The sequence below is a fragment of the Duganella sp. FT27W genome (genome assembly GCF_009295655.1).
Taxonomy (GTDB): domain Bacteria; phylum Pseudomonadota; class Gammaproteobacteria; order Burkholderiales; family Burkholderiaceae_D; genus Rugamonas; species Rugamonas zoogloeoides.
In genome coordinates this window covers 768,194-780,130 of record NZ_WHIV01000001.1, presented here as the reverse complement: position 1 = coordinate 780,130, position 11,937 = coordinate 768,194, and the positions used below count along the sequence as shown (strand labels likewise).

Genomic DNA, 11,937 nt, shown 5'->3' with positions numbered 1-11,937 from the left:
GTATCGTTGCCCCATCTTGTTTACTCCAACTATAGAGCTTATGAACCGACGACAACTGCTGATCAACCTTGCACTGGGGCTGCCTCTGCTGGGCCTCGGCGCGTCCCCCTTCGCCGCTGCTGCCCCCTCGTCCCCGAGCGAACGACCGCGCGTAATCGTCTCCACCGACATCGGCGGCACCGATTTCGACGACTTCCAGTCGCTGGTGCACCTGCTGCTCTACAGCGACATGATCGACCTCGACGGCCTGATCGCCTCGCCGTGGGGCGAGGGCCGCGACCGCAAGCGCCACCTGCTCGACATCATCGCCGTCTACGAAAAAGATTATCCCAACCTGCGCACCTGGTCCGACCGCTATCCCACGCCGGACCGCTTGCGTGCCGTCGCCAAGCAGGGCGGCTCGGACCTGGCCGGCCCGCAGGGCTGGGGCCAGCCCACCGAAGGATCGCAATGGATCATCGAGAACGCGCGCCGCGACGATCCGCGTCCGCTGTGGGTGCTGCTGTGGGGCGGCTTCGAGGACCTGGCGCAGGCGTTGCACGACGATCCGTCCATCAAGGGCAAGCTACGCGTGTACATGATCGGTGGCCCGAACAAAAAATGGTCCACCAACGCCTACGACTACCTGGCGCGTGCCCACCCGGACCTGTGGATCATCGAGAACAACGCCACGTATCGCGGCTGGTTCCTGGGCGGCGACCAGTCCGGCGATCTGGGCAATGCCAGCTTCATCAACCGCCACGTCAAGGGCGCCGGTGCGCTCGGTGATTATTTCGCCTCGATCGGGCCGGACATCAAGATGGGCGACACGCCCGCCCTCACCTACCTGTTCGGCGCCACGCCCGGCAACCCGGCCGCCGACGGCTGGGGCGGACATTTCGTGCGCGCCTGGGACCGGCCGCGCGTGACCTATACCGCGCCACCTGCCGCCGCCGACGTGGTGGAAACCTTTGCCATCATGGAGCTGGTGTTCCGCCCCGCCGGCGTTGCACCGGCGCAGCCGCATGCACACCTGGTGGTGGACAAGCAGGAGTTCGACGGTTACCTCGGTGCCGACGGCGCCTGGCATTTCCTGTTCTCGCCGAAGGAAGCCAAAACCTGGTCGTACCGGATCCGCAGCAACCACCCGGGCCTCGACGGCCAGGCCGGCGCCTTCACGTCGCGTATGCCCGCGCCCGAACTGGCGCGCCAGCCGTCGGCGCGTTATCCCAACTGGTGGACCGATGACCCCGCGCCGCAATTCAGCGAAGGGCAGCACCAGGGCGCCAAGACCGTGAGCCGCTGGCGCGCCGACTTCCTGCGCGACTTCGCCGCCCGCCTGCGCCGCGCCAAGACGCCGGCCGGCGCCGGATCCTGACGCCCCACTGCTCAGAACTTGTGCCGTATGCCGATGCCGGCCCGACGGCGGCGACATTGCCATATGGCGAAGCCGGCGTTCGCGCTGCGCGAACGCCGGCAGCATCGCTTACGCTGCGGGCGCCACCGAGGCGCCCTTGACGCCATGACGCGCCAGCGCCGCATCGACAAAGCCGCTGGCCTTCATGCGCTCGACAAAATCGCGCAGCACTTGTGCCGCTTGCGCCCCGCGCACCTTGGGCAGCCCCATGGCCTGCTGGATCACCATGAAGCGCTGGTCGAGCAGGCGCAGGCCGCCGTGGCGCGCAACATCGGCCTCCAGTTGCTGCTTGACGCCGGCCGCCACCTCGGCGCCCTGTTCCAGGAAGACTTCCACCACCGTGGGCGACGTGGGCGAGCGCACGATGGCGGCCTGCCTGAGTTCCCGCGTCAGGTACAGGTCGTAGGCGCTGCCCTTGCCCACCACCACCCGGTTGGCGGCATCGTCCACCTGGGCGTTGCCGGTGATGGGCGAGTCTTCCTTGACCAGGTAATAGCCTTCGATCAGCACGTACGGCGCGGTAAACGCGATATCGGCGCCGCGCACGGGGTCGATGGCAAAGAAGCCGAAATCGGCCTGGCCGCCGGCCACCGCCTCCACCGACTTGCCGGCCGCGTCGAACACCACCAGTTCCAGGGGCAGATCAAGCAGCGCAGCCAGTTCGCGCGCCAGGTCCACCGACACCCCGCCCGGTGCGCCGTCGGCGCCGGTGTTGGCCAGGATCGGGTTACCGAGGTTGATGGAAGCGCGCAGCACGCCGGTGGGGGCGAAAGCGGCGCGGACGGCCGGAGAAATGTCGATGGTCATGGTGTGCCTCTCAAGTTGAAAATTCAGGGTGGCGGCTGCAGGATATCCTCGATGCGGGACAGCGCCGCGATCGTATGCTGCAAGTGCTGGCGCAGGAATTCGGACGCCTCGTCGTTGCGTTCGCGCTCGAGCAGGTCCAGCACGTGCAGGTGCTGCTTGCAGTGTTCGATGTAGCGCCCGCGGCTCTGCATCGAACGGTAAGACAGCAAACGCCGCACGCGGTTCACGCGGCGGATCGTATCGATGAAAAACGTGTTGCCGGAAGCCTCCACCAGGCTTTCGTGGTAGCGCACGCCGCGATCATGCAACTGGTCGGCCGTATCGGTTTCGATGCCGCCGGCCAGCAGGTGGTGCTCGGCCGCGCGGCATTGCGCGATCACTTCCGGCGCCAGCCGGAACGCCGGCTCCAGCAACGCAGCAGGTTCCAGCGCCAGGCGCAGGCGGTAAGACTGCAACAGGCTGTCCGGGGTGGTGAGCATGCTGGAGAATTCCCAGCCGTAGCCGGGCTTGCGCTCGGCCCAGCCTTCCTTGGCGATACGGCTCAGCACCGCGTTCAGCTGCGCCGACGTCAAACCATAGCGGGTCTTGATCAGCTGCTCGGAAAACGCCAGCGGCAGTTCGCGCCGCAGCAAATCGTCGGCGATACGGAAGTACACGCTGGTGACCACGTCGCTCTCTTCCAGGCCCAGGCCGCGCACCACCTCGTGCAGCGGCTCGTTCAGCACCCGGGCGGTGAAAAAGCCGCGATTGCGCTCGCGCGTGAGCACGCCTTTTTCGTGCAGCAGCGCCAGCGCTTCGCCGACCGGCTGGCGCGACACGCGCAGCCGGTCGGCCAGCATCTGCGCCGGCAGGTGGGTGCCGGCCTCCCAGTGCTGTTCCTGGATCAGCGCCACGATCTGGCGCGCTATCGAATTGTCCGGGTTTTTCATGCTGCCAAATAGATGGTGACCAGCCCGAAGGCTAGCAGAATTCCTCGCCCCGTTGCTGCGCAATGGTTTTCTGCAGGATGAACGGGATCACGCCGCCATGCTTGAGCAGCGCGGTTTCCAGACGGGTTTCCACGGCAGCCGTGGCCTGCAACCGTTCGGTGGCGCCGCTGACGCGCACGATGTTGACCGCCACCGGGCAGCGCGGCGCGATCAGCTCGGGCCGGGCGTCGATCTCGATGCGGTCGCCGGGCGCGAGGTTCAGCGTGGCCGGGTTGACGCCGGCGGGCAGCCGCAACGGCAGAATGCCCATGCCGATCAGGTTGGAGCGGTGGATGCGTTCGAAGCTCACCGCCAGCACGCTGCGGATGCCCAGCAGCCGCTGGCCCTTGGCCGCCCAGTCGCGCGACGAACCGGTGCCATAGCGCTCACCAGCCACCAGCACGACCGGGTCGCCCGCTTGGCGGTACTGCTGCGCCACCTCGAAGATGGGCGCCACCACGCCGCTGGGCACGTGCAAGGTGTTGGCGACGGGAGCTCCGGGCGCCAGCAGGTTGCGCAGCGTCTTGCTGTAAAAAGCGGCGCGCAGCATCACTTCCCAGTTGCCGCGCCGCGAAGCGAAGACATTCAGGTCGTCGCGGTCGTCGCCGCGCGCCACCAGGAAGTCGGCGACATAGCTGTCTTTCGGGATGGCGCTGGCCGGCGAGATGTGGTCGGTGGTGATGTCGTCGCCCACCACCAGCAGCGGATACGCGCTGTAGCGGCCCAACTGGCTGCCCTCGTCGATGGCGGCAAACGGCGGCCGGCGCAGCGCGGTGGATGCCGGGTCCCACGGAAAGCGCGCCGCGGTCGCCACGTCCAGCGCATGCCACAGCGGATTGGCGCTGGCCAGCGCGAACGCACGCGGATAATCGTCGGCCCGGGCGCCTGCGTGCAGCGCCTGCGCCACCTCGGCCGGCGTGGGCCACAGGTCGCGCAGGTATACCGGCGTGCCGTCGGCGCGGTGCTGCACCGGATCGCAGCTCAAATCCGCCTCGGCGTTGCCGGCCAGCGCAAAGGCGATCACCAGCGGCGGCGACATCAAAAAGCCCAGGTCCAGGTCGGGATGGACGCGGCCGGGAAAGTTGCGGTTCCCCGACAACATCGCTACCGGGTGGATCGCGCCGGCATGCAGGGCCTGCTGGATCGGTTCCGTGAGCGGACCGGAATTGCCGATGCAGGTGGTGCAGCCGAAACCGACGATGTCGAACCCCACGGCCGCCAGGTCGTCGATCAAGCCGGCGCCCGCGAGGTAATCGGCGGCGGCGGGCGAGCCCGGGCCCAGCGAGGTCTTGGTCCAGGATGGAACGGTCAATCCCAATGCACGCGCGCGGCGCGCCACCAGGCCGGCGGCGACCAGCAGCGCCGGATCGGACGTGTTGGTGCAGCTGGTGATGGCGGCTATCGCGATCGGGTGGCGCGGCATGCCGGGGAACTGCGCGGCAGCCCCCGGCTTTGGAGCAAACGCCAGCTTCGCCAGTGCGGCGCCGGTCTGCGCGTACGACAGCAGGTCCTGCGGGCGGCGCGGGCCGGCCACGTGCATCGAGATCGCGTCCAGCGCCACGTCGATGGTGCGCGTGTAGCGCGGCGCGCTGTCGGGCTGGTACCACAGGCCCACGCGTTTGGCATACGCTTCCACCAGCGCCACCGCAGCCGGCGCGCGGCCGGTATCGCGCAAGTATGCCAGCGTGTGTTCGTCGATCGGGAAGTAACCGCTGGACGCGCCGTATTCGGGCGCCATATTGGCCACCACCGAGCGCTCGCCGGCGGTCAGCGCGCCCACGCCGGGCCCATAAAACTCCACGAACTCGCCCGAGACGCCGATGGCGCGCAGGCGCTGGGTGACGTTCAGGGCGAGGTCGGTGGCGGTCACGCCGGCCGGCAGGCGCCCGGTCAGGCGCACGCCGATCACGTCGGGCACGCGCAGCATGATGGGCATGCCGAACATGACGGTCTGCGCTTCCAGTCCGCCCACGCCCCACCCCAGTACGCCGATACCGTTGATCATCGGGGTGTGGCTGTCGGTGCCGATCAGGGTGTCGGGCACGGCCCACAGCGTGCCGTCGCGCTGTTCGGCGCGGGCCACGGTGGCCAGCTGTTCGAGGTTAATCGTGTGCATGATGCCGGTGCCGGGCGGGTGGATGCGCACGCCGCGCATCACCGCCCCCGCCCAGCGCAGGAAGCTGTAGCGCTCCCGGTTGCGGTGCAGTTCCAGCGCCAGGTTGCGCTGCACCGCGTCGCGCCGGGCGAAAAATTCCACCCCCAGCGAATGGTCCACCGACACATCGACCGGCAGACCCGGATTGAGCACGGTGGGATCTAAGCCCGCTTCGGCCAGCGCATCGCGCATGGCGGCGATATCGACCAGCGCCGGCGTACTGGTGGTGTCGTGCATCAGCACGCGGCCCGGCTGGAAGGCGATTTCCGCCGCGCTGGTGCCGTGCGCCAGCCAGTCGACGATGGCCGCAACACCGGCAACGCGCTCGTCGCCGCCCGTGTGGCGTACCGCGTTCTCCAGCAGCAGCCGCAGCACGACGGGCAACCGTGGCAGGTCGTCGCCGAGCAATTGCGGCAGATCGACCACGCGATAGCGCTGGCCGGCGTGGTCCAGCCAGGCTGGTGGGAAAACTGTGATGGCGGATGATTTTTCCATGCCACCATCTTTGCATATTACCGCATTAATATGCAAATAGTATGCAAGCGTCAGAACTCGTATTTGACCCGCACGCCCGCGTAACGCTCCGAATTACGCGGCAGGTATTGCATCAGCACGTGGCTGCCGCTGTAGAAGTTGTAGTGGTCGCCGATGAAGCTGCTGTAGCTCTTGTCCAGCATATTGTTGACGAACAGCGTCACCTTCCAGTTGTGGTCGGGGCTCGATACACCGATGCTGCCGTTGAGGATGCCGTAGCCTTGCTGCTCGGTGAGCGGATTGGCGCCCAGGTCGAAGTTGACGGCCGACTGGTGCTGGTAGTTCAGGTTGGCAACGCCGCTATAGCCCGACTCGCCGAAACCGAAATTATAGGTGCCGCCCAGCGTGAATTTCAGCTTGGGCGCATTCGACAGGCGCTTGCCGGCCAGGTCCTGCACCGAGGCGGTCCCCACCCGTACGCAGCCCTGCGCCACGGTCTGGCCCGGGTAGCACAAGCCGTTGGGCATGGAGCGTATCCTGGCATCCACGTAAGCGAGCGAGCTTTCGATCATCAGGGTGTTGATCGGCTTGGCCGTCAGTTCCAGTTCCACGCCCTTGGTGCGCAGTTCGCCCACGTTGGTCACCGCGTTCTGGCGGATGTTGGTCAGCGGATCGATGCGCGACGACTGCGCCTGGAAGTCGTCGTAGTCGGTCTGGAACGCAGTGGCGTTCAACTGCACGCGGTTTTGCAGGAAGCGGCTTTTCAGGCCCAGTTCGATCGCCTTCGATTTTTCCGGCGCCACCGGCAGCCGCACGCGGGTGGCATCGAAGCCGGTCGAGATATCGTAACCGGCGCCCTTGTAGCCGGTCGCGTACGACGCATACACCATGATGGCCTTGTCCAGGTCGTGTTGCAGCGCCAGCTTGGCGGTGGTGGCCGTGTCGGTGTTCTCGCCCATGTAGCGCGGCTGCGCGGCCGGCACCAGGTTGGTGTAATCGACGTCGATTTTCTCGCGGTTGTAGCGCACACCGGCATTGATGCGGGTGGCGTCGGTGAGCTTGTAGTCGGCCTGGCCGAAAGCGGCCAGCGTGCGGTTGCCATTGCTGGCGTCCCAGCGCGCGACCGAAAGGACCGGACCGCGATCGAACTTGCGGTTGGTGTCGGAATTGGAGTAGTACAAGCCGCCCAGGTAATTAAACACCCCGTCGCCGTTCGAGGTCAGGCGCAGCTCCTGGGTGAACATGCGCGACCGCGTGGGGCTGGTGAACGACACGCCGCCGTGGCGCACATCATTGGTCAGCGCAGCGAGCAGATCGACGGTGCTGAAGTCGAAGTCGGCCAGCACGGTGTTGCGCCAGTCCTGGTACGTGGTGGTGGAGTTGAGCGTGTGGCGGTCGAGCTTCCAGCCGATGCTGGCGCTGAGGCTGCCGGCTTCGTTGCGGTTGAAACCGGGCGTATCCATGCGCACGCTGCGGTTTTCCGGGCCCACGTTGACGCCGACCAGGGCCGGTTCCAGCGGCGCCACGCCCTGCTGGCGCGAGCCGGGCGGCACCGAACGCATGGTGGTCACCGGGCCTTCCACCTGGCGGGTGCTGTAGTCGGCAATGATCCTGGCGGTGACATCGGCGGCCGGTTTCAGGTCCAGGCGTGCGCGCACGCCCTTGCCGCGATCGCCGTTCAGGTCGTGGCCGGTGGCAAGGTTCGTGATTTCGCCGTCGCGCTGGTTGCCGTACACGTTCAGGCGGAAGCCGGCAGCTTCGCTCAGCGGGCCCGAAATCGATGCCTCCACCCGGTGTTCGCCGTCGCTGGTGAGCGTGACCTGGGCGCTGCCTTCGAGCGTCTCGGCCGATGCCTTGGTCACCACGTTGATCACGCCGGCCGACGAATTCTTGCCAAACAGCGTGCCTTGCGGGCCGCGCAGCACTTCGATGCGCTCGATGTCGGACAGGTTGGAAAACGCCTGCGCCTGCTGGATCACCGGCACGTCATCGACGATCACCGATACCGCCGATTCGATGCCGGTGCTGTAGGCAAAGGTGCCGATGCCGCGCAGCGAAATCGTGTTGTTGCCGGGGTTTTGATTGAGCGTCATCGACGGCGCCACGCGGGTCAGGTCGGAAAACTCCATGATCTGCTGGTTCTCGATCGCGCGGGAGTCCACCGTGTTGACGGCCACCGGCACGTTCTGCATCGACTGCAAGCGCTTTTGCGCGGAGACGACCACGGTTTGCAGTCCCTCTTCCGGCTTGGCGGCAACGTCCTGGGCGTGCAGCGAAGAATGGGCGGCCAGGCCCGTCAGGGCAAGTGCGGTGGCGCGGGCAAGGGTGGTCAGGCGCAGGGGCGCGCCGAGGGAAATACGTGGCATACAGTCTCCGTGGGTTGAAGGAAGCACTCTGCGGTGCTTAAACACTAATATATCAATTAGTGAATGGTAGGCCAAAAGTTACCGGTATTCGCTTCCAGGTAACAAACACTCACGTCCTTGAGCAAATCTGTGCGCGATCACGCGCAGATTTGAGTTTCCTCACGCCAATGCTAGTTAGCGCACATAACGGATCAGCCAGCGATGGTAAATTGCCTTGAGTAAATGTTACCCTTGCTTTTGTCCGTACCCTAGGAAACCGAAATGACCCTGCATGCCGAAATCCCCTTTGACCAGCCCGACCTGGCCGCCTTGCTCGAGCACAGCGATGCCACTGCGCTGGACGCCCTGGGTTTCGGTGTGATCGGTTTCGACGCCGCTGGCGTGGTTCAGCGCTACAACACCTTCGAAGCGCAGGCGGCGGGGCTGCGCGCGGAGCGGGTGCTGGGCCAGGACCTGTTCCTGGCCGTGGCGCCGTGCATGAACAACTTCATGGTGGCCCAGCGCTTTGCCGACGCCCGCGCCGACGGCACACCGCTTGACGCCACCATCAATTACGTGCTGACCTTGCGCATGCGCCCGACCAAGGTCCAGCTGCGCCTGGTGTACCAGCCCGGCGCCGCGCTGGCCTACGTGCTGGTACATCGCTCATGAGCGCCATCGGAGAGGATACCGCGCAGGAGCATGCTCAGGAACATGAAGCACTGCTGCAGTTCCTGTACATGGCGCCAGTGGGACTGGTGCAGCTCGCTGCGGACGGCGCCATCCAGATGCTCAACCCGGTGTCGGCGCAACTGCTGATGCCGCTCAGCCGCGACGGCGGGCTGACCAACCTGTTCGAGGCGCTGGCGCCGGTTGCGCCCGACCTGCGCCAGCAGTGCGCCACTTTCGCCGCACCGCAAGGAACGATCTGCGACGCCGTCCGCCTGTATGTGCACGCGGACGACCGCAGCGGCGGGCCGCAGGTGATGTCGCTCAGCATGCTCAAGCTCAATACCGACCGGTTGATGGCGGTGCTGGCCGACGTTACCGTACAAGACCGGCGCGAGCGGCAGCTGCGCAAAACCGATGCCTGGCTCAACGCCATCATGACCAACATCACCGACTATGCGCTGGTCTGTCTCGACCGCCAGGGCCGGGTGGAGTCGTGGAACGAGAGCATCGAGCGCGTGACCGGCTATGCATCGGCCGCCATCAAGGGCCAGCACTACGCCCGCTTTTATCCCGCCGGCGCCACCACCGAAGCGCAGCAACTGGACCGCTTGCGCGAGGCCGACGAAAACGGCTGGACCCTGGACGAAGGCCTGCGCCTGCGCGCCGACGGCACCGAGTTCTGGGGCAGCGCCATGATTTCGCCACTGCCGGTACGCGGCGACGAGACAGTGTCCCCTGCCCCGCCGGCCGACGACGAACCGGCCTACTGCATGATCATCCGCGATATTTCCGACCGCCGCGACGCCAGCGAAAGCCTGCGCAAGGCCGCCTACAGCGACCACCTGACCGGGTTGTCGAACCGCCGCGCATTCTTCGAGGCGGCCGACCTGGAACTGGCGCGCCGCAAAAAAGCGCTGCGCCCGGTGGCCCTGATCGTGATCGACGCCGACCACTTCAAGGCCATCAACGACCGCCATGGCCACCCGGCCGGCGACGCGGTGTTGTCCCACCTGGCCCGCACCATGCGCAGCGTGTGCCGCCAGGTGGACGTGCTGGCGCGCATCGGCGGGGAAGAATTTGCCATCATCCTGCCGTCGGTGGCGCTGGACGATGCGCTGGCGATTGCCGAGCGCCTGCGCGCCGAGGTGGAACGCACGCCCGCCACTTACGAGCAGCAGCCAATCGTGTACTCGATCAGCATCGGCGTGGCGGTGATGGACGACACGCTCGACGGCTTCGACGGCCTGATCAAGCGCGCCGACGAAGCCCTGTACGCAGCCAAGCGGCGCGGCCGCAACCAGGTGGCGTGCTGGGAACCACCGGCAGCGGAGCAGGCATGAGCGAAGGTGACCTGGCCTACGAGGCATTGATCCAGTTCCTGTACCGGGCGCCGGTGGCGCTGATCCAGCTGCAGAAAGACGGCGCCATCGAGATCCTCAATCCGATGGCGGCACGCCTGTTGATGCCGCTGGCGCCGGACGGCGACATGGAAAACTTTTTCCACGTCCTGCGCCGCCACGCGCCCGATCTGCCGCAGCTGTGCGCCGACTATTCCGACCAGCAGGGCGTGGTGTGCGAAGGCCGCCGCATCAGCGTGGAAGCGACCCACGGCCACGCCGAAGGCCCCGACGTACTGTCGCTAGGCCTGCTGAAGCTCGACGACAACCGCCTGATGGCGGTACTGCTGGACGCCACCCACGAGGTGGTGCGCGAGCAGCGCATGCTGGCCAGCGCAGCCCAGCTGGACACTCTCACTCAGCTACCGAACCGGGCCGGCACCCTGACGCTGCTGCGCAAGATGGCCACGCGCGAACGTGCTGCCAGCGGCGACCACTGCGCAGTGCTGTTGCTCAACCTGGACCGCTTCAAGCAGGTCAACGATACGCTCGGCAACGCGGTAGGCAACCAGGTAATCGCGCTGGTGGCCGAGCGCCTGCGCACCACGCTGCGCGCGGGCGGACGCCCCGGCAGCGGCCTGGCCGTGGAAACCGCCACCCGCGTGGGCGGCGACGAATTTGCCGTACTGCTCGACGGCTTGCCGGCGCCGGAGGTGGTCGAGCGCATCGCCGGCCGCCTGCTCCAGCGCCTGGGCCGGCCCTATCGCGTGGGCGAACAGGACCTGTCGCTCACCTTCAGCCTGGGGCTGGTGGTGCTGAAAACCGGCGCGCAGGACGCCGACGACCTGCTGCGCGACGCCGCCATTGCGATGGCCGTGGCCAAGTCGCAGGGCGGCAACCGCATGGTCGCGTTCGAGCAGGAAATGCGCGAACAGGCGCTGCTGCGCAGCAGCCTGGAAGCAGACTTGCGCCTGGCGATCGACCGCGCCGAATTGTTCAATGTGTACCAGCCGGTGGTGGGCCTGCTGGCCGATGGCCGCATGGACCCGGGCGCCGGCGTGGAGGCATTGGTGCGCTGGCGCCACCCGGTACGCGGCCTGGTCGGCCCGGTCGAATTCATCGGCATCGCCGAATCGACCGGCATGATCAACGCGATCGGTGCGCAGGTGCTGGCCACGGCGTGCCGCGATTTCGTCGCCTGGCAGCGCCAGCTGGGCGATCGCGCACCGCGCCTGCTGGCGGTCAACCTGTCGCGCGCGCAGCTGACCCAGCCCGGCCTGTGCGACCAGGTGGCCATCATCCTGGCGGCCAGCGGCATGCCAGCCGCACAGCTGCAACTGGAAATCACCGAGAGCCTGGCCGCGCAGGGCGAAGACATCCAGCAGCAACTGATCGGCCTCAAGCAACTCGGTGTGAAGCTGGCGCTCGACGATTTCGGCACCGGCTATTCGTCGCTGTCGAGCCTGCACCTGCTGCCGGTGGACACGGTCAAGATCGACCGCTCGTTCGTGAGTTTGGCTGCGAGCAGTGCGCACCACAAGGTACTGATCGAGGCCACCGTGCTGGTCGCCCGCAGCCTCGGCATGACCACGGTGGCGGAAGGCATCGAAACCGTGGAGCAGGCCAACGTGGCGCATGCCCAGGGCTGCGACAAGGGGCAAGGTTACCTGTACAGCCGGCCTTTGGAGAGCGCCGTGTTGCTGAAGTGGCTCAATCAGCACCGGGAAGTGTTAAATATTGCATAATTATATTTATTACATGTATTATCTTCGTGCTATCACAG

The 11,937-nt window shown here is 66.5% G+C and carries 8 protein-coding genes; 4 read left to right on the top strand and 4 right to left on the bottom strand.

Going from position 1 to position 11,937, the window contains the following annotated elements; genetic code table 11:
• The first annotated feature begins 40 nt into the window (after positions 1-40).
• Complete coding sequence (locus F8197_RS03355) at positions 41-1,357, top strand: nucleoside hydrolase-like domain-containing protein (RefSeq protein ID WP_152879936.1); 1,317 nt, start codon at positions 41-43, stop codon at positions 1,355-1,357.
• A 108-nt stretch (positions 1,358-1,465) separates the two neighbouring features.
• Here F8197_RS03355 and F8197_RS03350 read toward each other — a convergent pair whose 3' ends face one another.
• The 4 genes from F8197_RS03350 to F8197_RS03335 are packed head-to-tail and all read right to left on the bottom strand — an operon-like array spanning position 1,466 to position 8,166.
• Complete coding sequence (locus F8197_RS03350) at positions 1,466-2,203, bottom strand: ABC transporter substrate-binding protein (RefSeq protein ID WP_152879934.1); 738 nt, start codon at positions 2,201-2,203, stop codon at positions 1,466-1,468.
• Between the two features lie 23 nt (positions 2,204-2,226).
• On the bottom strand, positions 2,227-3,132 hold the full coding sequence (locus F8197_RS03345) for a GntR family transcriptional regulator (protein ID WP_152879932.1): 906 nt from the start codon (positions 3,130-3,132) through the stop codon (positions 2,227-2,229).
• 31 nt (positions 3,133-3,163) lie between these two features.
• Positions 3,164-5,821 (bottom strand): aconitate hydratase AcnA, encoded by a 2,658-nt coding sequence (gene acnA, locus F8197_RS03340; RefSeq protein ID WP_152879930.1) that lies wholly within the window; start codon positions 5,819-5,821, stop codon positions 3,164-3,166.
• A gap of 50 nt (positions 5,822-5,871) precedes the next feature.
• Positions 5,872-8,166 carry a TonB-dependent receptor gene (locus F8197_RS03335; protein WP_152879928.1) on the bottom strand — a complete coding sequence of 765 codons (2,295 nt, stop codon included), beginning with the start codon at positions 8,164-8,166 and terminating at the stop codon, positions 5,872-5,874.
• Between the two features lie 261 nt (positions 8,167-8,427).
• Here F8197_RS03335 and F8197_RS03330 point away from each other — a divergent pair, with 261 nt between their 5' ends.
• The 3 genes from F8197_RS03330 to F8197_RS03320 are packed head-to-tail and all read left to right on the top strand — an operon-like array spanning position 8,428 to position 11,899.
• Positions 8,428-8,817, top strand: coding sequence for a phosphonate transporter (locus F8197_RS03330; protein ID WP_152879926.1), 390 nt, complete (start codon positions 8,428-8,430; stop codon positions 8,815-8,817).
• Positions 8,814-10,157: a sensor domain-containing diguanylate cyclase gene (locus F8197_RS03325; protein WP_152879924.1), complete on the top strand. Its 1,344-nt coding sequence runs from the start codon at positions 8,814-8,816 to the stop codon at positions 10,155-10,157. The genes F8197_RS03330 and F8197_RS03325 overlap by 4 nt, the downstream gene beginning before the upstream one ends.
• Positions 10,154-11,899, top strand: coding sequence for a bifunctional diguanylate cyclase/phosphodiesterase (locus F8197_RS03320; RefSeq protein ID WP_152879923.1), 1,746 nt, complete (start codon positions 10,154-10,156; stop codon positions 11,897-11,899). Before F8197_RS03325 ends, F8197_RS03320 begins: the two co-directional genes overlap by 4 nt.
• The last annotated feature ends 38 nt before the right edge of the window (positions 11,900-11,937 follow it).